Origin of the sequence: Metasolibacillus fluoroglycofenilyticus (assembly GCF_003049645.1) — a bacterium.
Lineage (GTDB): Bacteria > Bacillota > Bacilli > Bacillales_A > Planococcaceae > Metasolibacillus > Metasolibacillus fluoroglycofenilyticus.
This window is the reverse complement of record NZ_PYWK01000003.1, coordinates 75,925-99,594: the sequence shown is the minus strand read 5'-3', so window position 1 is coordinate 99,594 and position 23,670 is coordinate 75,925. Positions and strand designations below refer to the sequence as shown.

Below are 23,670 nucleotides of genomic sequence, written 5' to 3'. Positions count from 1 at the left end.
GGTAGTAAATAATTAATAGTGAATTTGTTTATCGTGATTTAGTAGTGCGTTGTGTGCGAAGGCGAGGGTGATGGGGGCTCGCAAAATCGTGATAGGTCGTCGGTGGATGTGATAGAAAGAGAGAAAAGGTGGAAGCCGAGGGGTAGTGGATTCAAACATAATTTAAAGGTAGGGGACATCATGGGAATAACATTTAAAGATTATGAGTATAAGCGCCCGAATTTAGATGAAATGAAGGTGGCGGTGCGTGCGTTAATTGAGGATTTTAAAAGCGCACAAAATGTGGAAGAACAGAGCGTGGTAATTGAGAAAATTAATGCGTATCGTAATACCTTCTCAACACAGGGGAACTTAGTTTATATTCGTGCATCAATTGACACAAACGATGCATTTTATCAAGCTGAGCGTGATTATTTAGATGAAATAATGCCGCAAGCAGAGGAAATTATTTTTGAGTATTATCAGGAGCTAGTAAAATCGTCGTTTCGTGAACAGCTTGAGGAGAAATGGGGTAAGCAGCTTTTCGCATTAGCGGAAAATCAAATTAAAGGCTTTTCGCCAGAAGTAATTGAATTAATGCAGCAGGAAAATAAACTTGTTTCAGAATATAATAAGCTTGTAGCCTCTGCGCAAATCGAATTTGATGGTAAAACATTGACGCTTGCGCAATTAGGACCGTACGGAGAATCGCTAGATCGTAATGTGCGTAAAGAGGCAAGAGAAGCGAACTTTAACTTCTTTGCACAGCATGGTGATAAGTTCGACGAAATTTATGATAAATTAGTAAAGTTGCGTCATGAAATCGCGACAAAGCTGGGCTATAAAAATTACGTGGAGCTAGGCTATATTAAGATGAATCGCATTGATTATAATGCTGAGATGGTGGGAAAATTCCGTAATCAAGTGCGTGATTTTATCGTACCTGTAGCGACAGAGCTATATAAACGTCAGGCGAAGCGTATCGGTGTTGAAGATTTTAAATATTACGATGAAGGATTAAATTTCTTAACAGGCAATGCAAAGCCACAAGGTTCTCCTGAATGGATTATAGACAATGGTAAGAAAATGTATGAGGAGCTATCAAAGGAAACGGGTGAGTTCTTCAACTTTATGATTGACCGTGAGCTAATGGATTTAGTTGCTAAGACGGGGAAGGAAAGTGGCGGCTATTGCACATTTATCGACGACTATAATTCACCATTTATTTTCTCGAATTTCAATGGAACATCAGGTGATATTGACGTATTAACACATGAGGCAGGTCATGCCTTCCAAGTATACTCAAGCCGTGATATAGGTATCCCAGAGTATTTATGGCCGACGCATGAATCTTGTGAAATTCATTCTATGAGCATGGAGTTTTTCACTTGGCCGTGGATGGAGTTGTTCTTTAAAGAGCAAACAGATAAATATAAATTTACGCATTTAAGTGGCTCGCTAATATTCTTGCCGTATGGTGTGGCAGTAGATGAATTCCAGCACGTTATTTATGAAAATCCAGAAATGACGCCTGCTGAACGTAAGGCAGCATGGAAGAAAATCGAGGAAAAATATTTACCACATCGTGATTTCGATGGCAATGCATACCTAGAGGCGGGTGGCTTCTGGCAACGTCAAGGTCATATTTACTCCGTACCGTTCTATTATATCGACTATACATTGGCACAGATTTGCGCATTCCAGTTCTGGAAGCGTTCACGTGAGGACTTTGACAGTGCATGGAAAGATTATGTACATTTATGTGGTTTAGGTGGCTCACAATCATTCACAAACTTAGTTCGCGAAGCAGGCTTAATTTCGCCATTTGAAGAAGGCTGTGTGGAGTCAGTTATTGATACGATTAAAGACTACTTAAACTCAATCGATGATGCAAAATTGTAACTTCCTTTAGCAATGTTTTTTGCAACGAGTAACCGCAGCAGCCAAATTATTTTTGTATCGAAAGCGAAGCGACAGGTACAGGAATCTTCTATCTCTATAGGTGGCGAGACGAATGCAAGCATTATAACGATTTCAGCAGGTGTCCAAACACTCACCAACTGCTCGAGCTTTGGCGGGTGTCACAGGACGTGGCGGTTTGAGGTTAACTTCTGTCAAATAACTAGGAGAAATCTAGAAGAAATTAGGCCTTGGCATAATTGACATAAAAGAGGTATAGAAAAGCGAATCATTTGCTTTTCTATACCTTTTTGTATTTTAGATGAATTAAACTACCATATTAATGTGTTTTTTAGCTATCAAAGATTGTATTTTTTTGGTCTATATGCGATTATTGCTAATAGATAGATGATGATTGGGGTGGAAATATGACAAAGAAATTATGGTTTCAATTAGCAATCGGTTTGCTACTATCACTGCTTATTGTGAAGTATTTTATAGAAATTCGTGCTATTTTTAGCCCGTTTATAATTATTTTAAAAACAGTCTTTATTCCTTTGTTGTTGGGGGGCGTCCTTTATTATGTTACAGAGCCGCTACAACGCCTTGTTGAGAAGCGGGGTGTACCGAGATGGGGGAGCTTAATTATTATTGTTGTGCTATTAGTAGCAGGGCTTTCAGGATTTTTATTGTTAATTGGTACACCAATCTCAAAGCAAGTGAATAATTTAGTTGATAATGCACCGTATATTGGAGAAAAAATCCAAGAAACGACAGACTATGTACTTGCAAATAAAGACCATTGGCCACCACAAGTCGAACAGTTTGTTGATTCCATTTCTAACTCTGTGCAAGATATCGCTGTAAAGGGCAGCAAAATGATTGTAACTGTTGTCAGTGGCGCGGTATCTGCGACATTTACGCTTATTCTTGTGCCGTTCTTCTTTATTTTTATGTTGAAGGACCATGAAAAGTTTGCTCCTCGTCTTTATGGATTATTTACTGGAGAGCGTCGTTCTTGGATTAAGAAGACGTTAGAAGATATCGATTCAGTATTGCGCAGCTATGTACAGGGACAAGTATTAATTAGCTTTTTACTCGCATTAATGATGTATATTGGTTATTTAATTATTGATTTAGATTACTCGTTACTACTAGCAATATTGGCGTTCTTTATGAATATGATTCCATTCATTGGCCCATGGATTTCACTTATACCAGCACTTATTATTGCGCTTATTCAAAAGCCAATCTTAGTTGTTTGGGTAGCTGTTATTACCCTCGCAGCGCAGCAAATTGAGAGCAATTTGATTACACCTAATATTATGGGGAAATCGCTTGATATCCATCCGTTAACAGTAATTACAATCATCTTGGCGGCAGGAAATATTGCTGGATTTATCGGCATTTTAATTGCTATCCCAACATATGCGGTTATAAAAGTAATTGTAAAAAATATTTATGAAGAGCGCACTAAAATTAAGGATGCGGCAACGAAAACGTTATAACCTTTCAAAAACTTTTATTAAAAGGAGCATATTATGCTGACATTTGAACAAAAGCAGGCGATTATTGAAACATTCCCTGAGTTAACGAAAAAAGAAATATCATTAAAAAGATTGAATTATCACTTTGAAAATAGCCTGTATGAAAAGACAATCGTTGTTGAAAAATTGCATCCAAACGGCAATGGCTTTGTGTTTGTTGGCGATTTATTACAGTATGAAAAAGAGGCGAATGATAAAGGGCTTGTCAACATTCGTGACTACGGTGAACAAGCATTACGTACTATTATTGCAGCCTCTATCGCCTATTTATCTGAAGATGCAGAGGAAGAGCCGATTGTTGAGCTATGGCGTTCTCGTGAAGGCACACAATTAGAGCTAATTTATGAAAATCGTTCATGGGCTGTGTATCATCAAAATAATTTAGAGGAAGCTTTTGGTACACGCGAGGCGGCAGAGGAGTATTTACGCGAAGAAGGATTTAGACCTTCAAAGTAAGGAGGAGCTATAAATGGATGGAAAGAAATTTGCACTGATGCTTGTCAGCATAATTGTTGGTGCTTCATTGCTTGTGGCTATTGTTATGCTATTGTTCTTTAACTTTTATGAGGCGCCGAATCAAGATGGTGAACCAATATCAACAGACGAGTCAAGTTTATTGACGCCAGACAAAGCACCAACTATAATTGTCTTGAATTCGAGATAATGAAAGGGTGGAGAACATGCAGCATATTTTTGAGCATGGCACAAATGGACGTACATTATTATTGCTACATGGTACAGGTGGGACAGAGCAAGATTTAATTGGCTTAGCGAAGGAAATTGATGTGAATGCGAATATATTAAGCGTTCGAGGCAATGTGATAGAAAACGGCATGCCACGTTTTTTCCGCCGAGTTGCGGAAGGTGTATTTGATATGGAAGATTTATTATTCCGTACAAAGGAATTAAAGGATTTCGTACAGCAGGCATCGGTAGACTATAAATTCGACCAAAATCAAGTCATTGCGATTGGCTATTCAAACGGAGCAAATATTGCAGGGAGCTTATTGTTCCATCACGAAAATGCGTTGCGTGCAGCAATTTTACATCATCCAATGGTACCAAATCGCGAGGCAGAAATTCCAAACTTGTCCAATGTAGATGTCTGGATTGGTGCTGGAACGAATGATTTCATGTGTCCGCCACAGGAATCAGAGCAATTACAGCAAATGTTACAGGCGCATGGTGCAAATGTCGAAACTGCATGGTTCAACCATGGTCATCAGCTTACGATGCCAGAGGTACAAGCAGCGAAAGCTTGGTATACAAATATTTTTGAATAAGAAAAGGTTAGAGGAAGCTGTCCAAAAAGCCGTGCAAAGCCGGCATTTTGGACGCTTTTATTGTTGCTTCGATAATAGCGGTGAAAAGAGAAGCGACTAAAAACCCGATTCGCTCATAAAGCATGTGAATTCGCTCATAAGTGAGGCAAATTCGCTCATAAAAGAAAGCAATTCGCTCGTAAGCAGACAACTTTCCCCTATTTGCCACGCTTCGTGAATGGCAACCACCAATTCCAGTCCCCGAATAATTTCATTAAGCTTGGTACGAGCATTAAACGAATAATTGTTGCATCAATGGCGATTGCAATCGCTATACCGACACCGATTTGTTTAACAGGCATTACGTCTGTAAAAGCAAAAGCACCTGTAATAACAATCATAATCAATGCTGCGGACGTAATAATTTTGCTTGTCGAGACAAGCCCATCGACAGTTGCTTTCGTGTTATTCGCACCTTTTAAATATTCCTCTTGAATACGTGAAATTAAAAACACCTCATAGTCCATACTTAGCCCAAACACTAGGCAGAAAACAATTACAGGCATAATGAGCACAACAGTGCCTGCCTCTATTCCGAAATGCCCATATTGGAATATATAAACGATGAGACCGAATGTCGAAGCAAGCCCAATTACATTCATAATAATCGCCTTGACCGGAATTAAAATCGAGCGGAATGCAATCATTAAAATAATGAATGTAGTAATCATAATAATAATTAATGCAAGCCCGATTTTATTAGCTATTTCATCGAAAATTTCTTGATTGAATTTCGGTGCACCAGCCAATGAGAAGGAGATATCTAAATCTTTATTCTTCCATTCACGTACGAAATCTTGTGCTTCAGTTGATGCACCATTTGTATCTAAGTGAACAGCCATATACATTTTATCATCCTGAATAAAATGACTTTGTGCAGCAAGGAGTAGACCTTGACTATTTGGATCAGCGTTAGCTGCTTGCCATATTTCCACAGAATCTATCTGTGTTGCTGTAAACAGCGAATCAACTTGTTTGACAAGCGCTTCCTGCTCTAGCTGCTGTTGAATAGCAAGGATTTTCGTTAAGCCATCCTCATTATCCCAACCATCTTCGCGTTCTGCCAGTAAGTAAACGACCGCATCTGCACCGAAATCAAATGCCTCTTCCATTTTGTCAAAAGTTGCGCGGGATTCATACGCACTTGGTAAAGACTCCTTAGATGGAATCGTTAAGTCCATGTCTTTCACTGGAATCATTGCAGCACCTAGTAATGCAAATGCGACAACGATAATAAGCACTGGTTTACGCATAACGAAGGCTGCAAATGCTTGCCACTTTGATGTGGCCTGTGTGACGCGTATTAATCGCCATTTATTTAAGCGGTCACCTAGCAAAACAATTGTTGCTGGCAGTAATGTTAAGCCTGAAATAATAGCTAAAAAAACGACAACAGAGCCACCTAATGCGATATTTTGGAAAATTTCTACCTCGATAACGACCATTGCACCTAGCCCAATCATTACGCATAATGCTGAGAAAACGATGGAACGACCAGCTGTTTGAATCGCAATTTGCACAGCTTGTGGGATGCTTTTCGTATGGCGCTCCTCACGGTAACGATTAATAAATAATAGGGCAAAGTCAATGCTTAAAGCGAGCCCAAGCATTGGCACGATATTTAATATGAAGATGGACAAATCAAAGGTACCACTAAATAAGGTTAAAACACCGAATGCTACAATAACTGTTGCAGCTCCTATAATAATAGGGAGGAGCGAGGCAACGACAGTACCAAATGCCAATAAGAGAATGATTAAGGCGATAGGTAAACCGATTGCCTCCGCCTGCATCAAATCTTTTTGGCTAGCCACATTAATATCCTTTGAAATAGCTGGCTCACCTGTAATAGATATGTGATTGTCATATGCTAAAATATCGCGGATTTCATCGACTACTGGAAAATAGTCGCTAACATCATTGCCAAAATGCAACATCGCATAGGCATAATTATCTTTTCGCAATTGCGAAATGCCAATAGGGGAGACAATTTCTTTAATTGTCTCGACTTGTTCTAGCTTCTCGAGTGCTACTGTAATTTCATCATTTGTTTTATTTTCAAATAGGACGAAAATCGTTTTAGCTGGTAAATCGAATGTTTCACTTAATTCCTGCATTGTTCTACTATGGTCATCTTTTACAAAGAAGCCATCGCCCTGTAGTTTACCTGGTAGTTGTAGAGCAAAGTAGCCCATAATGAGGAAAAAGACAATCCAAATGCTAACAATCGCTTTCGCATGTCTAGTAACGAAAATAGAAAATTTCTGCATAATAGAAACCCCTTTCTTACTTAAGAGTTTACAAGGTTTTGAGGTTGAGTACAATTTCTATAAAATAAAAGGTGTGTGAAAAGGCTGAGAGGTTTTAAGGCAATGGAAAATTCACAAGAAAAGCTGTTGAATTTGGTGTTATTATCTTTTGAAACAAGTCGCTTACTTTTATATGGCTATTATTTCATAAAACACGAACAAAACGTCCGAAAAGCAGTGCTTTCGGACGTTTCAATAGTATTCGTTAAAAGAAAAGATTTAGTAGGAAGTAGAAACCTGCTGCCATAATTGCTGAAATCGGCATTGTAATTACCCATGTAATAACAATTTTACGAGCAGTTCCCCATTTTACGTCCTTTACACGTTGCGCAGTACCTACACCCATAATCGCAGATGAAATAACATGCGTTGTTGAAACGGGTAAATGTAGAAGCGTTGCACCAAAAATAACAGTTGCTGATGATAAGTCAGCTGCTGCGCCGTTAATTGGACGAATTTTCATAATTTTACCGCCGACTGTTTTGATGATTTTATAACCACCAACAGAAGTACCTAGACCCATTGCAAGTGCACAGGCAAAACGCACCCAGCCTTGTACCTCATCGTGTGATTGGATGCCTCCAGCGATTAAAGCCATCGTAATAATACCCATTGCCTTTTGAGCATCGTTTGTACCGTGGGTAAATGCTTGTAATGCCGCTGTACCAATTTGCATTGTGCGGAAGCCTTTGTTCGTTTTATAAAGGTTCATGTTTTTAAAGATTACTTTAAACAATGACATCATTAAAAAACCAACTGCTAACGCAATAAATGGTGAGAATATAAGCGCTTGAATAATTTTAATGAAGCCTTGATAGTTTAAAATATTAAAGCCAGCAGCAGCAATCGCTGCACCAGCGATTGAACCAATTAGCGTATGTGATGAGCTGGATGGAATACCGTAGTACCAAGTTAATAAATTCCAAGTAATCGCTGCACATAATGCTGCTAAAATAACGACAGAACCGATTAAGGGTGCTTCAGGTGTCGATAATGCGAATGGATCGACGATATCGCTTGCAATTGCTTTTGCAACACCAACGAATGTAATCGCTCCAACAAAGTTCATAATGGCAGCCATTAATACCGCAGTACGAGGTGGTAATGCACGTGTCGATACTGAAGTAGCAATGGCGTTTGCTGTATCATGGAAGCCGTTAATAAAGTCAAATGCTAGAGCAAAAATAACGACTAAAATTGTAAGGATTAATATTGTTTCCATTAGTTATTTCTCCTGCTTTTACGCGTTGCGCATAATAATTGTTTCGATAGTATTCGCTACATTTTGGCAGTGGTCTGCAATTTCTTCTAATTGCTCATAAATATCTTTAAATTTAATTAGACGAATTGGATCTTTTTCGTTTAGGAATAACTTTTTAATGGATGAGCGTAATACTTCATCACATTGGCGTTCATAATCCTTTACTAAAATAGCATGTTGACGCATACCAACTAAATCTTTTTTATTTAAAAGCGTCATTGCTTTGACAATTTCATCTGCGCTTTTTACGATATATCCTAAGAAATTGCGCATTGAATCATCAATTTCATTTAATGAGAACATTTCGAAGTGAGCAATACAGCCCTCTGTCCCATCTAAAACATCATCCATACGGATTGCTAATGCTAAAATATCTTCACGCTCAATGGGTGTCATAAATGATTTATTTAACATAACGATTAATTCATGAATTAATTTATCGCCATCTGTTTCGTATTGCTTCATACGAATGCTGATTTCCTTTAAATCTGCCACTGTCTCAATGCGGTAGTCATTTGCGTAATGAACTGCTTCTCTCATATTTTCAGCAATTTTATGAAGTGCTGCGAAAAATGGATCTGATTTTCTTGAACTAAACATGGAATGCCTCCTAAGCATATATGAAAATTTTCTCTCCTAATAATAACAAAATCTTAATGAAATCAATATATTTTTATTTTCTATTTACAATTTTTACACTGCTGTAATATTTATTTTGTTCATACTTGAATATATATTCGGAGTCATTAGCAAAAATATGTGCGGGAAATATTGATAGAATAAGGTTTTCGTTCATATTGTATGCAGCAACAACATAGTGTATACAATAAACAAATTTTGATTGTAAAGGTAATGTAAATTGCAATTAAAGCGGAAAATGGTGATTTATATTGCTGTTTTACAAATTTTGTTATGTTCAATGGGGGTTATTACTGTAACAAGTCCCTAATTGTGGTTATAGATTCAAAAATATTAAACCGTAGCTGACGTTACACAAGGATTTTACCAATAATTTGAAGATGATAGTCCGGCTCCTATAATCAATGGCGTCTTAACTAACTCTAGTCTAGTGTCCCAGATAAAGTTGTTCAGTTAGAAGTTATGCATGTGTGCGATAGTCTCCTCATTGTCGGCGGGCGTCTAGGAGCCCGCTGACAATGAGTGTAATACTCACCGCCTATAAAGGTGAGAGACTTCTATATAACGTTATGCTTGGTTCAAAAAAATTTGCTTCTAAGGTGGTCAAAATACATTGCCGCCATCCTCATCGCAAAGAGTGCTACTTAAAATGGTTTTTCAGAGAAGTCCTTGTAGTTCATTTTGTAAAAATGGCTTAGCGCTTAAAAATTGGATGAAGTCATCGTATTTAGCCCGGTCGTCAGCACTTGGTTTTTTGCCCGTATAGTAGGCACGAATCAAAATATTTTTTGGTGTGTTTTCCATATCAATAAATTCGAGCAATTGTGCCTCGTAACCAACGAGTGACAACAATTGGGCGCGGATAGAATCAGTTGCCAATGCAGCAAAGCGTTCACGAATTAAGCCATGCTGTGTCATAATTTCTAATGCAGGTGACAGCAATTGGCGATTCAACTCGTGCTGGCAGCAAGGAACACTTAAAATAACTTTTGCTCCCCACTTTACCGCTCGGGCAAGTGCCATATCTGTTGCAATGTCGCAGGCATGTAATGTGACGACCATATCGACAGCTGTTTCATCATTAAAATCTTGAATATCTCCAACTAAAAATTGCAAGTCGGTGTAGCCTAAATCTTGGGCAATTTGATTACATTCTTCAATTACTTCCTTCTTTAAATCAAGACCTGTCACGTGAATATCTAAATTTTTTACTATTTTTAAATAATGATACAGGGCAAATGTTAAATAAGACTTGCCTGAGCCAAAGTCTAATATGCGGATAGTGCGGTCTTTTGGCAAGTAATCAAGTGCATCATCAATAAATTCTACAAAACGATTGATTTGCTTGAATTTATCGTATTTTTGTTTTTTAATTGCACCGTTTTCAGCCTGAACACCAAGACGCACAAGAAATGGATGAATTGTTGTCTCTTCTAATAAATATTGCTTTTGGCGATTATGTGCTAAATTGATCTTCTTATTTTCCTTCGTTTGCTCAGATTTCCATAATACTTTATTTTTCTTTGATAGCTGAATATGCAGTGTTTGGTCAGTAAATTGTGCATGAATTTGGCGAAATTGCTCCAACAACTGTTCAAGCTTTGCTGCAAATAAATCTACAGGTATATTTTCATGCTTCAAAATACGTTCATATTGATATTCAAGCTGAATCGTATAAATACCCTTAAGCTCGATAGGCTTTAGCCGCACTCGCCTTAAATCATTTGACTTTAAACGAGGCTGACTAATAGTTGCGGCTATTAATGATTGATTATTTAAAAGTGTTAAAAATTTTTCCTTCATATCTTGAAATTCCATAACATAACCTTCTTTATTTATAAAATTGACATTAGTGTATCATAATTATTTGTGTGAAAGCTAAAGATAGTGGGTATAACAATAAAGTAAACTTTCAGCTCAGAAGGATTTTCTTCATCCCTCACTTAAAGCACTTTGACCATCCTTGAAGTGTTAAAGTAGGGTTAATACGGAATAAAAGCATTTATATTTTAAATACATCAAAAAGGCAGAGTGGGGGAATTTTCTGAATAAGGAAGTTAAGTAAATCAAACGAAAAACTACTTGTTTTGCTATGCAATAAATTATATGTTTATTATAAGACTTTTTGATAGTAATCTTCTATTAAAAAGCATTTTTCAAAAGGAGGGGTATTATGTCAGATCACAGCTTTCAGTTATTAGCTATTATTATTTACATGGTCGCAATGGTAGTGATCGGATGGTATGCGTTTAAGAGAACATCTAACTTAAACGATTATATGCTTGGCGGGCGCGGACTTGGCCCTGCTGTAACTGCATTAAGTGCAGGAGCGGCTGATATGTCAGGCTGGTTATTAATGGGGTTACCAGGGGCAATTTATTTATCAGGAATGGTAGAGGCATGGATTGCCATTGGTTTAACAATCGGTGCTTATTTAAACTGGTTAGTTGTCGCACCTCGCTTGCGCGTTTATACGCAAGTTTCGAATGACTCGATTACGATTCCGAGTTATTTAGATAACCGTCTACGTGATAATACAAAATTAATTCGTATTGCATCAGGTATTATCATTTTAGTATTCTTTACGTTCTACGTATCGTCAGGTATGGTAGCAGGAGGAAAATTCTTTGATAGCTCTTTCGGCTATGATTATCATGTAGGCTTGCTTGTTGTTGTAGCTGTAACAGTAGGATACACATTATTCGGTGGATTTTTAGCTGTAAGTTACACGGACTTTTTACAAGGATTAATCATGTTTTTAGCACTAATTTCAGTACCGCTTTTCGGTATCTTTTACACAGGTGGTATTGGAGAAACAGTGGAAGCAATTAAATCTGTTAACCCAGAGCATTTAAACTTATTTGCGTCAACTGCTACGGTAGCGGGTGTCGTATCTTCACTTGCATGGGGCTTTGGTTATTTTGGTCAGCCACATATTATTGTGCGCTTTATGGCGATTAAATCTGTTAAAGAAACGAAGGAAGCGCGCCGTATCGGTATTGGCTGGATGATTTTAAGCTTAGCTGGTGCTATCGGAACAGCATTAGTTGGTGTTGCCTATTATCAGCAAAATGCGGCAACTCTAGGGGAATTAAAGGACGCAGAAACAGTATTTATCGTTATGGGTCAATTATTATTCCATCCATTCATTGCAGGTATTATGCTTGCTGCTATTTTAGCTGCAGTTATGAGTACGATTTCTTCACAATTAATCGTAACATCTTCTGCCCTTGTAGAGGATATTTACAAAGCATTATTTAATAAATCAGCGTCTGATAAGCATTATGTATTTATGGGACGTTTAGCCGTATTAGCTGTATCAGTTGTTGCTGTTATTTTAGCATGGAATCCGGAAAACTCTATTTTAAAATTAGTTTCATTTGCTTGGGCTGGGTTCGGTGCAGCGTTTGGACCTGTAATTTTATTATCTCTTTACTGGCGCAAGCTAACGAATATTGGTGCATTAGCGGCGATGATAGCGGGTGCTGTGACAGCGTTCGTATGGGGGAAAATTCCTGCATTATCAAGCGCTCTATATGAGATTGTACCAGGCTTCTTCGTCTGCTTAATCGTAGCAGTCGTTGTTTCTCTTGTAACATACAAGAAAGACCCTCAAATTGAAGCTGAGTTTGAGCAAACACTTGAATTACTGAAAAAAGAAAAATAGTAGAGGCGTTCAATTAGCTGTGTGGTTGCCGGCTAGTTGAACGTTTTTTTGTGAGATAAATTTGTGGATAACCTTTGTGCAAAATAATATTAAAGAGGTGTTAGGAATGCAATTCAATCATCGAAGAATCATTAAGTTGATTTTAAAAAATCATTACAATACACTAGAGCGATGGGGCTCCGCCGCAGTTTGTTTGCACTCTCGTTTACATTATTTTATTAACTTAGCGTAAGTGTGCCCATGACTCTATATTACATCCAGTGTTTCACCTTCATTTCTTTGTTGGGGTGGGGCTCTTTATTGATTTAATTAATCGAATAAAAATAATAATTATTAGTTTACCAATTATTATTGTTATAGGTAGTGAAGTTATAGAATATATGAAACCCCAAAGGATTCTACCTTTATAATTAATAGCTTGTAAATTTCCAATTTTAATAACGTCACTAATAATACCACCAATAATACTACTTGTTAAACCTATAGATAATACGCTTATCAAACTAATTTTCCATATTTCTATATTTTTCAAATTATCTAATTCTTTATTGTGGAAATAAGAACCTAAGAAACCAAAAACAATCATAGTTGGTATTAATAAAACATAATAAAGCCATTTATCTGTTGAAGATCCAATGGATACAGAAAGTATAGAAAGGATTAAAATAGATATTGTTATGGAAACCAATAGTCCAAAAATTAAACTTATTAAAATAGTATTAGCTTTTTTCATAGTAACCTCCCTCGTTTAATAATATATTTTATTATGTATAAAGACCTCTAAGCAATAAATTGCCTAGGGCTATTTTAGGTACTATCTTTTATAGTACACCAAAATTGACTTGTCTTTTTATCCCGTAAAAGCCCTACTGATTGAAGTTTTATTTTATTGAGATAATATTTATTTTACTAATCTTTTGACGTAAGACGGCATAAATTTTAGGTTGCAATATTCTAAAATTTCCTGTTAATTTATCTTTAGTTAATAGCTGTCTTTTCCGAAAAAGCCTCTTTTTAAAACTTTACAACATAATGGCTTTTCACATATTTGTTATGTTAGGATTAGGGCAACTAGGAGGAAGATTATGTCGATGAGAGAAATTGAAAGCATAGAAGAACGTGGAATATTAGTTGGTGTAAATTTAAAAAATGATGAGCATTTTGCTTATTCAATGGAGGAGCTTGCCAATTTAGCGGAGGCGTTGGATGTCGAAGTAGTAGGGAGCGTCACGCAAAATTTAGAGCGTGTTACGCCTTCTCACTATGTAGGGACAGGGAAGATTGAGGAAATACGGGCATTTTACGAGGAGGCGGATGCCAATATCATTATTTTTAATGATGAGCTATCGCCATCACAAATTCGCAACTTAGAGCGTGACCTCGAATGTAAAGTGATTGACCGTACAATGCTAATTCTCGATATTTTTAGTCGTCGTGCAAAAACAAAGGAAGCGCAAATGCAGGTAGAACTTGCGCAATTACAATATATGCTTCCTCGTTTAGTAGGCTTACATGCCTCTTTATCACGTCAAGGTGGTGGTACAGGAGGTGGCTTTAAAAACCGTGGTGCGGGGGAGACAAAACTAGAGCTTGACCGTCGAAAAATCGAGGACCAAATTGCTAAATTACGTCGTGATTTAGAGCATGTCAAGGCACAGCGTGAAACACAGCGCAAGCAACGACGCAAAAATGCCGTACCTGTCGTATCAATTGTTGGCTATACGAATGCTGGTAAATCTACAATTATGAACCAGTTATTAGCGAAAGTAGGGCAGCAGGAGGACAAGCAAGTATTTGAAAAAGATATGCTCTTTGCTACGTTAGATACTTCTGTACGCAATATTGAACTAGAGGACCATAAATCATTTTTACTAACAGATACAGTAGGCTTTGTTAGCAAGCTGCCGCATCATTTAGTGAAAGCCTTCCGTTCCACGCTTGAGGAGGCACGAGAGGCAGATTTACTATTACATGTTGTAGATGTATCAAATGAGGAATATCGCTTTATGATGGATGTGACAAATACAACCTTAAAAGAGGTTGGAGTAGAAGAAATCCCGACAATCTATGTCTACAACAAGTCAGACTTAGCGGGTGTGGAGTATCCATTAATGAGTGGAGATAATCTGTGGATTGCTGCAAAGGAGGGTACGGGCTTAGAAGAACTCCTGACAATGATTCGCGCACATATTTTTGCGGATTATATCGCATGTAAAATGCTCATCCCTTATGATGAAGGGGCAGTCGTTTCCTATCTAAATGAGCATGCGACAATTTTTAACACCGCATATGAGGAGCAAGGGACATTACTTAGCCTTGAGTTAAAGGAAGCAGACTACCAAAAGTATGCCAACTATGTAGTAGAATAATGAAATTACAAAAGAAAAGGGTGTCCAATAAGCCGGCTATGCACGACTTATTATTGGACACCCTCTTTAAATTTAAAGGAATACTTTTTGCCTTCTTAGTGCAATAAAAATGATAATTAATAATGTTGTTAAACCTTCAGCGACAGGGAAAGTCCACCAAATGGCCTGTGCGCCAAAAATTTGCGGTAAAAGCAGGAGCACTGGAATAAATAATATGAAGCTACGTAGTAGCATAATTATTGTCGCAAGGCGAATTTTTTCAATGGATTGGAAGAATTCTGCAAACACCATATTGACACCAAGGAATACATAGCCAATTGCAAACTGTGCGAAGCCTTGAATTGCCATATATTGTATTTGGGCCGTGCTATTATTGCCAAATACACTCATTAGCTGTGCTGGGAATAGCATAGCGATAATTGCTGTTAATAAACCAAAAATAATGGCTGTTTTAACCCCGATTTTCAGTAATGCAGCTAAGCGTTTCGTCAGTCTGGCACCATGATGATAGCTGACTAAAGGCTGTAGTGCCATCCCGATACCGAAAAATACTGTTAATAATACAGCATGAATATAATTCACCATCGCATAGGCTGTCACACCGTTTGAGCCTAAATAATGTAAAAATGTAATATTGAAAAGAATGATGATAAGCGCCATAGAGGCTTCAACGATAAAGCTTGGAAAGCCAATTGTCATAATTTTTTTCATTGTGCCAAAATGGAAGAAACGGCGTACGAACTTAAGTTCAGATTTCTTATTAAAAAAATGCAGAAACAATACAAGCATGCCGACAATTGTTGAAAGTGCTGTTGCTAAAGCACAGCCTTTGACGCCATAATCAAGCATAAAAATGAAAATATAGTTAAAAATAATATTTAGTACCGATGTTGTAATAAGTCCTACCATTGCGAGTTTCGGACTACCATCATTGCGAATGAAAATGCTTAATAAATTTTCAATTGTATAAAATAGACCAAACACTAAAATAATATGCAAATATTGTTGGACATAAGGATAAGTTGTATGGTCGGCTCCAAAAATATAAGCAACTTCCTTTAAATTCAGTAAAAGCAAAGCGATGATTGCTGTTACAATCGCAATCATCATCGTAAAAGAAAGCGTGAATACTTGATGTGCACGCTGTTTATTTCCTTCGCCGAGGGATATTGAAAAGAGCGTAGCACCGCCCATCCCAATCCAAAGAGAAATAGATAGTAAAACAGAAAAAATAGGAACCGCAATATTTACTCCTGCTAAAGCTGCTGCACCAACACCTCGGCTAACAAAAATGCCATCAACTAAAATATTGACTGACATAAGTAACATCCCTATCAATGCTGGGTATAAGTAAGAGAAAAATAATGGTCTTACGGGTCTTGTTTCGATTGCATTAATGGTAGTCATAGGAAATGACCTCCCTTATCAATCGCTTTTTCTCCTTTAATATTTAGCTCTCTAGTAAAGCTAGCTGTCAGTGGACCATACAAACAAATTGTTGTATGGCAATTTGTGGTGGGTGAAAATAAAAAATTACCTATAGTAAACATCCTATCAAAACCTTTCTATTTTGTTTCGTAAACAAATATAATGTATATAGTAACTATATAGTCAAGGAGGATGGAAATGTTTAATAAGAACGTAAAATACTTTACAACAGGTGAGTTTGCTAAAATATGCAAGGTCAATAAGCAAACGCTTATTTATTATGATCAAATTGGTTTGTTATCACCGGTGTTAAAGGATGACAAAGGGTATCGCTATTATTCCATTGCACAGTATGATTTTTTTAGTGTAATTGAGCTTTTAAAAACGCTTGGCATGTCTTTAAAAGATATTCAAAATTATTTAGCAGAGCAATCGCCTGAAACATTTTTAGCTTTAATGCATCAACAACAAGAAATTGTCGCTCATAAACGGCGGGAGCTAGAATTAATTGAAGAAATTATTAAAGTTAAAATTGCTACGCTTAAAGAAGCTGCTACTATTAGTTTTGATGATATTACAGTCGAGCATTATCCTGAGGCAATATTTTATTTAAGTAGGAATATAGAAAATGCCACAGAGGAGCAATTTGTCAAAGATGTTGCGGATTTTATCGATGAGTTAGACCGTTCCCAATTAGATACAGGCTACCCGATAGGAGGAATGACAAAGAGGGAGCAGGTACTTGCGGGCAATTATACAAATTATAGTCATTTATATATAGAGCAGCCTTCCCCGAGGGAGGGTCACCCATACTTTAAGGCAATTGCCGGGGATTTCCTTGTAGGGTACCATAAAGGGACGACAGCTACCTTGCATCAAACATACGAAAGATTATTTAAAGTGATGCATAAGCAAGGCTATGAATTGGGACAATACGTCTATGAGGAATATATTTATGATGCGGTTGTCAAAAAGCGTGAGGAGGACTATGTGACAAAAATTATGATGGAAATTACAGCTAGATATTGATTGCTTATCGGCGGGAAAAGTTATTTCGCAATAGGGAATATGGGGATTTTAATTATATTATCAAATAGTTTAAATAATAATTTATTTTCAGAATATATATAATATACGATATATAATCAAATTTCTAACAAAAAACATTATACTTGAAAAACAAATTCATATGCTTTAATGTAGTGAATTGAAGTTGTCTGATGATTGCAATTATGCTATTAATATTTTTGTTAGAAGTCTCCATCTCCATAGGTGGCGAGCTGCATGTCATCATTAAAGACATGTTTTCAGCGGGTAGCAGGACACTCACTGATAAAGAGGAACTCAGTCTAAGAGTGCCATGCTCTGCTTTAGCGACTGAGTAATCAACATCGTGTTGGCCTAAGCCTCCGGCGGATGTCACAGATTTTGAAAAGAGGCCTGCATGACACAGGTTAGTTAATCGTTGTCACATGACATGACGGTTTTCATCCATTTGCTCGGTAAAATCTGGACAAGAGTTAGTCGAGGCGCAATTGATTGTCAGAAACTTTAGAAACATTAAACGGAAGAAGGCATTTTATGTATAGTAAGGAAGAGATAGTTAAGTCTGTTCCGCAAAAAGGTTTCTTTGGACATCCTAAAGGTTTGTTTACATTATTCTTTACAGAGTTTTGGGAGCGCTTTTCTTATTATGGAATGCGTGCCATTTTAATCTTTTACATGTACTATGAGTTACATGAAGGCGGGCTTGGTTTAGATCGTGTCACAGCGAACTCGATTATGGCGATTTACGGATCGTTAGTTTATATGTCAGGCGTGATTGGCGGTTGGTTAGCTGACCGTGTTTGGGGAACAAGGAAAGCCGTATTTTATGGCGGTATTTTAATTATGCTAGGGCATATTATTTTATCATTCCCAGGGGCTTTAACCTCATTATTTATTTCGATGTTCTTTATCGTTATGGGGACAGGGTTATTAAAACCGAACGTATCAGCAGTTGTTGGTGATATGTATGCGCCAAACGATAATCGCCGCGATGCAGGTTTCAGTATTTTTGTTATGGGTATTAACATGGGAGCATTTATTGCGCCATTAATTGTTGGTGCTGTCTCTAAAAAATTGAATTTCCATTACGGCTTTGCGATTGCAGCTATCGGGATGTTACTTGGTTTAATCATGTTCTGGATGACTGCTAAGAAAAATTTAGGTCTAGCTGGCAGTGTACCAACAAATCCAATGGATAAAGAAGATAAGAAAAAAGCTATTCGCAATTTTGCAATAGGAATCGTAGTCATTATTGCACTTGGTGCTGTTGCATATGCAACAGATAATTTAACGGTTGCAGCATTTAGTTTATTAATTACAACGCTAGGAATTGCGTTGCCAACTGCATTCTTTATTATTATGTACCGCAGTCCAAAAACAACAGAAGATGAAAAATCACGTTTATTAGCATATATTCCGTTATTTGTTGCAGCGGTAATGTTCTGGGCGATTCAGGAGCAAGGTGCAACGATATTAGCTACATATGCCGATACACGCACAAACTTATTGGTGGGGAATTTCGAAATTCCAGCAGCATGGTTCCAATCTTTAAACCCATTATTCGTTATTGTGCTAGCACCTCTGTTTGCATTATTGTGGGTAAAATGGGGAGATAGAGGCCCGTCTACACCAATGAAATTTGTCTTTTCATTATTTTTCGCGGGTCTATCGTTTTTCGTAATGGTGATTCCATCTGTTTTATCTGGTGGTGAAACATTAATTAGCCCTTGGTGGTTAGTATTATCATTCTTCTTAGTAGTAGTTGGTGAAATGTTACTATCGCCTGTTGGTCTATCTGCAACAACAAAGCTAGCACCAGCGGCATTCGCAGCACAAACAATGTCATTATGGTTTTTAGCAAGTGCGGCAGCACAAGCGATTAATGCACAGCTTGTTCGCGTTTATGAAGTTGTGAGCGATGCCACTTATTTTGGTATGATTGGTGGGGCATCCATTGTTTTAGGCTTAGTTTTATTAATATGTACACCGCTTATTTCTAAAGCGATGCGCGGTGTGAAATAATTTTCTAAGATGGCGTCTGAAAAGTGTGCAAAGCACTGCTTTTCAGACGTTTTTTGCTTTACTAATAACCGTTTAAAAGGAATTATAGAATCTAGGCTATTTGAAATGCATAGCAGTAGTATATAATTAAATTTACAAAATATTAAGAAAAGGGGTATGATTTGTAGAAGGAAGCAGATAGGGGGACGAAACGGCCTATATTGTGGTGTATTCTGTAGAGCGACATATGATAAGCAATGAAGTATGACAAAGGGGGAAGAAGAAATATGTTGAAATCATTGACGATAAAGGAATTAACTACAATTGAGCAAATTGAGGAAGTGCGCAAGCTAGAATATGAAATTTGGGCTGTAAGTAGTATTACTGTTCATCAAACGATTGCGACGATTCGCAACGGTGGAATCGTGTTAGGTGCTTATTTAGGTGAGGAGCTAGTTGGTTTTAATTATAGCTGTCCGGGTTATATGGACAAACAGGTTTATTTGTACTCCCATATGCTAGGTGTGAAGCGTAATTATCGTGAGCAAGGGGTAGGCGAGTTATTAAAAATCTATTTAAAAGATATGGCGATTGAACGTGGTTACCGCAATTGTCGTTGGACATTTGATCCGCTAGAAGCACGCAGTGGATTTTTGAATTTTTCAAAACTACGTGGTCACAGTGATACGTATATTGAAAATTGCTATGGTGAAATGGAGGACGTATTCAATCGCGCACTATCAACCGACCGCTTATATGTAGAATGGCAGCTTGTTGATAATGATTATTTACGCTGGGATGCGAAAGTAGAGGAATTGCTAGACGAAGCAAAGCCAGTTGTTGACTGGAATTTGAATGTTGCAGGTCTACCAACGCTTGACTCGGAGCGTAAATTTCAAAAAGGGGAAACATTTATTCAAGATGCTTATTTATTGCCGATTCCAACTAATTTCCAAAAAATAAAAATCGAAAGCCCGGCTTTAGCAGAAGACTGGCGCTATAAAACACGTCACATTTTGCAGGAAATGTTCGAGCAAGGTTATAAAATAATTCATTTAATGAAGAAAGACGAGCAGATTAGTCATTATTTACTTGTGAAGCGTTCTTTATTTGCCCTGTGAATATTGTATTTTGAAGAACTTTGATATGTTCAAAAAATCTACATACTTTCAGAGGGGCTTACCTACTCCTTTATTAAAAATGATAGGGAATTTTTAAAAAACAATAAAGGAAAAGGGGGCGTCTGAAAAGCTATTTTGAGACGCCCTCTTTGTTATGAGTAGCTGTAGATAGCCAATTTCTTTTGTATATGGATATGAAAAATGAAAGGGATAAAATTATTTAGTTATATAGAATAAATATTATACATACCTGTAATTTTGCTCGGTTTTTATCACATATTATTGCTTTTTAAAAATAGAGAGTTTGATTTTCACTATTGGTAACTATATAATAATGGATGGAAAAATGATTCTCATTTTCAGTGAGAACAAAAATATAAATATAGAATAGTGGGAGAATGAAATGAGACTTTGGATGCTTGTAGTGGCAACCATCATCTTATCCTTTATATCACTATTTATCGGAGCTATCGACATTAAACCGTCTGATTTATTAGATTTGGATTCAGATAAAGCACAAATTTTCTTAATGAGTCGAGTGCCACGATTAATGGCGATTATTCTTGCAGGGGCAGGGATGGGGATTTCAGGTTTAATTATGCAAAGTTTAAGCCGTAATAAGTTCGTATCTCCGACGACATCGGGGACGCTGGACGCCGCTAAGCTAGGCATAGTTGTATCGATGGTGTTTTTCACAAGTGTTGGCTATATGGAGAAAATTATCTTCAGCTTTGCATTCGCACTTATCGGCATGATGATTTTCATGCGACTGCTTGAAAGCATTAAATTTAAGGATGTAATTTTTGTTCCGCTTATCGGAATTATGTACGGAAATATTATCGGAGCTATTTCAACATTTATTGCTTATGAGGCAGAAGTTCTGCAAAGTGTGGATACATTTTTTTTAGGAAGCTTTACACTTGTCGTATCAGGTCGCTATGAATTACTTTATGTAGCTGTACCAGCAATTATATTAGCTTATTTATATGCGAATAAATTCACTGTTGCTGGAATGGGCGAGGATTTCGCTAAAAACTTGGGATTAAGCTATCGCACTGTATTAAATTTAGGTTTAGTGATTGTAGCGATTATTTCAACAACAGTTGTACTAACGGTTGGGATTATTCCATTTCTAGGGTTAATCGTGCCTAATTTGGTTTCGTTATATTTAGGAGACAATTTAAGAAAAACGATTCCCCATACGATTTTTTTAGGCGCTGCATTTTTATTAATGTGTGATATTTTAAGCCGTCTTATCGTCTATCCTTTCGAAATACCAGTCAATACAACGGTTGCAGTAATTGGCAGTGCAATCTTCTTAGTGATGTTGTTTAGGGGGAAAGCATATGCGAAAAAATAGTACGAAACTCATAATCTTAGCAGTTATTGCGATTATTTGTATATTGTTATTTGCCTTTTATAATATTCAAGGCGGCTTTAGCTACGCCTTTCCGAAACGCTTAGAGCGCATCGCAGCAATGGTCATTACAGGTACAGCGATTGCTTACGCGACTGTCACATTCCAGACTGTTACACATAACCGTTTATTAACACCTTCTATGATGGGTGTTGACTCGATGTATGAAGTTGTGCAAACAATTATTTTCTTTACTGCTGGCTCTGCATCCATTTTTGTTGTAAGCCGCTATTTAAACTTCGGTTTATCAATTCTCGCGATGGTGCTATTCGCATTGATTTTATATCGCTTTCTATTCCGTGCCGATAAATACCCAATTTTCTTGCTGTTATTAGCAGGGATGATTATCGGAACGTTACTCGGTAGTTTAGTAACATTTTTGCAAGTGATTATTGACCCAATTGAATATGAAAGTTTACAAGCGCGTTTATTCGCCAGTTTTATGAATGTGAAAACGGAGCTTTTGCTTATTGCTGTAGTCATTTTAGGTGCAGCCTTTATTTACGGGTATCGCTTGTTACGCGATTTAGACGTAATGACACTAGGTCGTGAAAATGCGATGAATCTAGGAATTGATTACGATAAAATTGTATTAAAAGTATTAATTTTATCCTCTGTTTTAATTGCGACTTCTACAGCTCTTGTTGGTCCGATTACATTTTTAGGGTTAATCGTGTCGAACTTGGCATACCAATATTTTGCAACGTACAAGCATTCCGTATTAATTGTGGGGGCGAGTTTAATTAGTATTATCGCGCTTGTCGGTGGGCAATTCCTAGTACTTCATGTCTTTCATTTAAGCACGACGATAAGTGTCATTATAAACTTTGTCGGAGGTCTATACTTTATTTATCTAATACTGAAAGAAAGTAGGAGAGCAGCATGATTGAAATAAAAGGACTTTCTAAAAGCTTTGGAAAAAAGCCAGTCGTGGAAGATGTCACGTTAAAAATTCAACCGAAAGCCATCACATCATTTATCGGCCCTAACGGTGCAGGTAAATCAACATTATTATCAATGGTAAGCCGCTTACTTGCTGCCGATACTGGAGAAGTATTATTAGATCAAAACGATGTGAAAAAAATGAAATCAAATGATTTTGCGAAACGTGTAGCGATTTTACGTCAATCAAACCATTTAAACGTTCGTTTAACAGTGCGTGAGCTAGTGGCATTTGGTCGTTATCCATATTCAAAGGGGCGTCTTACAGCAGAGGACGAGGAGCATATTGATCGTGCGATTGAATATATGACATTAGGCGATATGCAGGACAAATTTTTAGATGAATTGTCAGGTGGTCAAAAGCAACGTGCCTTTATTTCAATGGTGATTGCGCAAGATACGGAGTACATTTTATTAGATGAGCCATTAAACAACTTAGATATGAAGCATTCCGTACAAATTATGAAGATTTTGCGAAAATTAGTAGACGAGCTAGGCAAAACAGTTGTCATTGTATTGCATGATATTAACTTTGCCTCGGTCTATTCTGACCGTATCGTAGCTTTAAAAAACGGACGACTTGTAAAAGATGGTCCAACACATGAAATCATTAACTCAGAAGCATTACGTGAAGTGTATGACATGCATATTCCTGTTCAAGACCAAGATGGCTGTCGTATTTGCGTCTATTTTAATTCTCATACTTAATTGTGTAAAAAATA

At 37.2% G+C, this 23,670-nt stretch carries 19 protein-coding genes; 13 read left to right on the top strand and 6 right to left on the bottom strand.

The annotated features are described in order from the left end of the window. Positions 1-180 precede the first annotated feature (180 nt). The 5 genes from C9J36_RS12775 (at position 181) to C9J36_RS12755 (ending at position 4,708) form a co-directional block, all read left to right on the top strand. A complete protein-coding gene (locus C9J36_RS12775) occupies positions 181-1,881 on the top strand; it encodes a M3 family oligoendopeptidase (RefSeq protein WP_107943371.1) in 1,701 nt (566 codons plus the stop codon). Positions 1,882-2,306: 425 nt separating this feature from the next. Next, entirely contained in the window at positions 2,307-3,386 is a 1,080-nt protein-coding gene (locus C9J36_RS12770; RefSeq protein ID WP_066169254.1) for an AI-2E family transporter, read from the top strand. Positions 3,387-3,419: 33 nt separating this feature from the next. Continuing rightward, complete coding sequence (locus C9J36_RS12765) at positions 3,420-3,881, top strand: hypothetical protein (protein WP_066169251.1); 462 nt, start codon at positions 3,420-3,422, stop codon at positions 3,879-3,881. Positions 3,882-3,894: 13 nt separating this feature from the next. Then, positions 3,895-4,089: a hypothetical protein gene (locus C9J36_RS12760; protein WP_066169249.1), complete on the top strand. Its 195-nt coding sequence runs from the start codon at positions 3,895-3,897 to the stop codon at positions 4,087-4,089. A 16-nt stretch (positions 4,090-4,105) separates the two neighbouring features. After that, the gene (locus C9J36_RS12755; RefSeq protein ID WP_107943370.1) at positions 4,106-4,708 is read left to right on the top strand and encodes an alpha/beta hydrolase; all 603 of its coding nucleotides are present in this window, start codon (positions 4,106-4,108) and stop codon (positions 4,706-4,708) included. 197 nt (positions 4,709-4,905) lie between these two features. Here the strand turns inward: C9J36_RS12755 and C9J36_RS12750 are convergent, their stop codons facing one another. The 4 genes from C9J36_RS12750 to C9J36_RS12735 form a co-directional block, all read right to left on the bottom strand. Beyond that, on the bottom strand, positions 4,906-7,017 hold the full coding sequence (locus tag C9J36_RS12750; RefSeq protein ID WP_107943369.1) for an MMPL family transporter: 2,112 nt from the start codon (positions 7,015-7,017) through the stop codon (positions 4,906-4,908). Positions 7,018-7,261: 244 nt separating this feature from the next. After that, positions 7,262-8,278 (bottom strand): inorganic phosphate transporter, encoded by a 1,017-nt coding sequence (locus C9J36_RS12745; protein WP_066169241.1) that lies wholly within the window; start codon positions 8,276-8,278, stop codon positions 7,262-7,264. 18 nt (positions 8,279-8,296) lie between these two features. Then, the gene (locus C9J36_RS12740; RefSeq protein WP_066169239.1) at positions 8,297-8,917 is read right to left on the bottom strand and encodes a DUF47 domain-containing protein; all 621 of its coding nucleotides are present in this window, start codon (positions 8,915-8,917) and stop codon (positions 8,297-8,299) included. 696 nt (positions 8,918-9,613) lie between these two features. Next, positions 9,614-10,774: a class I SAM-dependent methyltransferase gene (locus C9J36_RS12735; protein WP_107943368.1), complete on the bottom strand. Its 1,161-nt coding sequence runs from the start codon at positions 10,772-10,774 to the stop codon at positions 9,614-9,616. A 355-nt stretch (positions 10,775-11,129) separates the two neighbouring features. Here C9J36_RS12735 and putP point away from each other — a divergent pair, with 355 nt between their 5' ends. Beyond that, positions 11,130-12,623, top strand: a complete 1,494-nt coding sequence (putP, locus tag C9J36_RS12730) for a sodium/proline symporter PutP (RefSeq protein ID WP_107943367.1) — start codon at positions 11,130-11,132, stop codon at positions 12,621-12,623. 271 nt (positions 12,624-12,894) lie between these two features. Here putP and C9J36_RS12725 read toward each other — a convergent pair whose 3' ends face one another. Beyond that, positions 12,895-13,356 (bottom strand): hypothetical protein, encoded by a 462-nt coding sequence (locus tag C9J36_RS12725; RefSeq protein WP_066169234.1) that lies wholly within the window; start codon positions 13,354-13,356, stop codon positions 12,895-12,897. Between the two features lie 352 nt (positions 13,357-13,708). On the opposite strand from C9J36_RS12725, the gene hflX reads away from it, so the two are divergent. Then, on the top strand, positions 13,709-14,992 hold the full coding sequence (gene hflX, locus C9J36_RS12720; protein WP_430010638.1) for a GTPase HflX: 1,284 nt from the start codon (positions 13,709-13,711) through the stop codon (positions 14,990-14,992). A gap of 72 nt (positions 14,993-15,064) precedes the next feature. Here the strand turns inward: hflX and C9J36_RS12715 are convergent, their stop codons facing one another. After that, positions 15,065-16,399, bottom strand: a complete 1,335-nt coding sequence (locus C9J36_RS12715; protein ID WP_107943366.1) for an MATE family efflux transporter — start codon at positions 16,397-16,399, stop codon at positions 15,065-15,067. Between the two features lie 219 nt (positions 16,400-16,618). Between C9J36_RS12715 and C9J36_RS12710 the strand changes: the two genes are divergently transcribed. From C9J36_RS12710 to C9J36_RS12685, 6 genes are all read left to right on the top strand, one after another. Then, the gene (locus C9J36_RS12710) at positions 16,619-17,449 is read left to right on the top strand and encodes a MerR family transcriptional regulator (RefSeq protein ID WP_066169230.1); all 831 of its coding nucleotides are present in this window, start codon (positions 16,619-16,621) and stop codon (positions 17,447-17,449) included. Between the two features lie 552 nt (positions 17,450-18,001). Beyond that, a complete protein-coding gene (locus C9J36_RS12705) occupies positions 18,002-19,489 on the top strand; it encodes a peptide MFS transporter (protein ID WP_107943365.1) in 1,488 nt (495 codons plus the stop codon). A 266-nt stretch (positions 19,490-19,755) separates the two neighbouring features. Further along, the gene (locus C9J36_RS12700; protein ID WP_066169227.1) at positions 19,756-20,589 is read left to right on the top strand and encodes a GNAT family N-acetyltransferase; all 834 of its coding nucleotides are present in this window, start codon (positions 19,756-19,758) and stop codon (positions 20,587-20,589) included. Positions 20,590-20,992: 403 nt separating this feature from the next. Beyond that, positions 20,993-21,949, top strand: a complete 957-nt coding sequence (locus tag C9J36_RS12695) for an ABC transporter permease (RefSeq protein WP_066169225.1) — start codon at positions 20,993-20,995, stop codon at positions 21,947-21,949. Beyond that, positions 21,936-22,892, top strand: coding sequence for an iron chelate uptake ABC transporter family permease subunit (locus C9J36_RS12690; RefSeq protein WP_066169223.1), 957 nt, complete (start codon positions 21,936-21,938; stop codon positions 22,890-22,892). The genes C9J36_RS12695 and C9J36_RS12690 overlap by 14 nt, the downstream gene beginning before the upstream one ends. Next, positions 22,889-23,656 carry an iron ABC transporter ATP-binding protein gene (locus C9J36_RS12685; RefSeq protein WP_066169221.1) on the top strand — a complete coding sequence of 256 codons (768 nt, stop codon included), beginning with the start codon at positions 22,889-22,891 and terminating at the stop codon, positions 23,654-23,656. Before C9J36_RS12690 ends, C9J36_RS12685 begins: the two co-directional genes overlap by 4 nt. Positions 23,657-23,670: the final 14 nt, after the last annotated feature.

Bases quoted from the DNA above. Each gene is read 5' to 3' on its own strand.
- C9J36_RS12740 (WP_066169239.1), bottom strand. From the start codon at position 8,917: ATGTTTAGTTCAAGAAAATCAGATCCATTTTTCGCAGCACTTCATAAA.
- C9J36_RS12710 (WP_066169230.1), top strand. From the start codon at position 16,619: ATGTTTAATAAGAACGTAAAATACTTTACAACAGGTGAGTTTGCTAAA.
- C9J36_RS12705 (WP_107943365.1), top strand. From the start codon at position 18,002: ATGTATAGTAAGGAAGAGATAGTTAAGTCTGTTCCGCAAAAAGGTTTC.
- C9J36_RS12770 (WP_066169254.1), top strand. From the start codon at position 2,307: ATGACAAAGAAATTATGGTTTCAATTAGCAATCGGTTTGCTACTATCA.
- C9J36_RS12750 (WP_107943369.1), bottom strand. From the start codon at position 7,017: ATGCAGAAATTTTCTATTTTCGTTACTAGACATGCGAAAGCGATTGTT.
- C9J36_RS12690 (WP_066169223.1), top strand. From the start codon at position 21,936: ATGCGAAAAAATAGTACGAAACTCATAATCTTAGCAGTTATTGCGATT.
- C9J36_RS12685 (WP_066169221.1), top strand. From the start codon at position 22,889: ATGATTGAAATAAAAGGACTTTCTAAAAGCTTTGGAAAAAAGCCAGTC.
- C9J36_RS12775 (WP_107943371.1), top strand. From the start codon at position 181: ATGGGAATAACATTTAAAGATTATGAGTATAAGCGCCCGAATTTAGAT.
- C9J36_RS12755 (WP_107943370.1), top strand. From the start codon at position 4,106: ATGCAGCATATTTTTGAGCATGGCACAAATGGACGTACATTATTATTG.
- C9J36_RS12735 (WP_107943368.1), bottom strand. From the start codon at position 10,774: ATGGAATTTCAAGATATGAAGGAAAAATTTTTAACACTTTTAAATAAT.
- C9J36_RS12725 (WP_066169234.1), bottom strand. From the start codon at position 13,356: ATGAAAAAAGCTAATACTATTTTAATAAGTTTAATTTTTGGACTATTG.
- C9J36_RS12695 (WP_066169225.1), top strand. From the start codon at position 20,993: ATGAGACTTTGGATGCTTGTAGTGGCAACCATCATCTTATCCTTTATA.
- hflX (WP_430010638.1), top strand. From the start codon at position 13,709: ATGTCGATGAGAGAAATTGAAAGCATAGAAGAACGTGGAATATTAGTT.
- C9J36_RS12715 (WP_107943366.1), bottom strand. From the start codon at position 16,399: ATGACTACCATTAATGCAATCGAAACAAGACCCGTAAGACCATTATTT.
- C9J36_RS12760 (WP_066169249.1), top strand. From the start codon at position 3,895: ATGGATGGAAAGAAATTTGCACTGATGCTTGTCAGCATAATTGTTGGT.
- putP (WP_107943367.1), top strand. From the start codon at position 11,130: ATGTCAGATCACAGCTTTCAGTTATTAGCTATTATTATTTACATGGTC.
- C9J36_RS12700 (WP_066169227.1), top strand. From the start codon at position 19,756: ATGTTGAAATCATTGACGATAAAGGAATTAACTACAATTGAGCAAATT.
- C9J36_RS12765 (WP_066169251.1), top strand. From the start codon at position 3,420: ATGCTGACATTTGAACAAAAGCAGGCGATTATTGAAACATTCCCTGAG.
- C9J36_RS12745 (WP_066169241.1), bottom strand. From the start codon at position 8,278: ATGGAAACAATATTAATCCTTACAATTTTAGTCGTTATTTTTGCTCTA.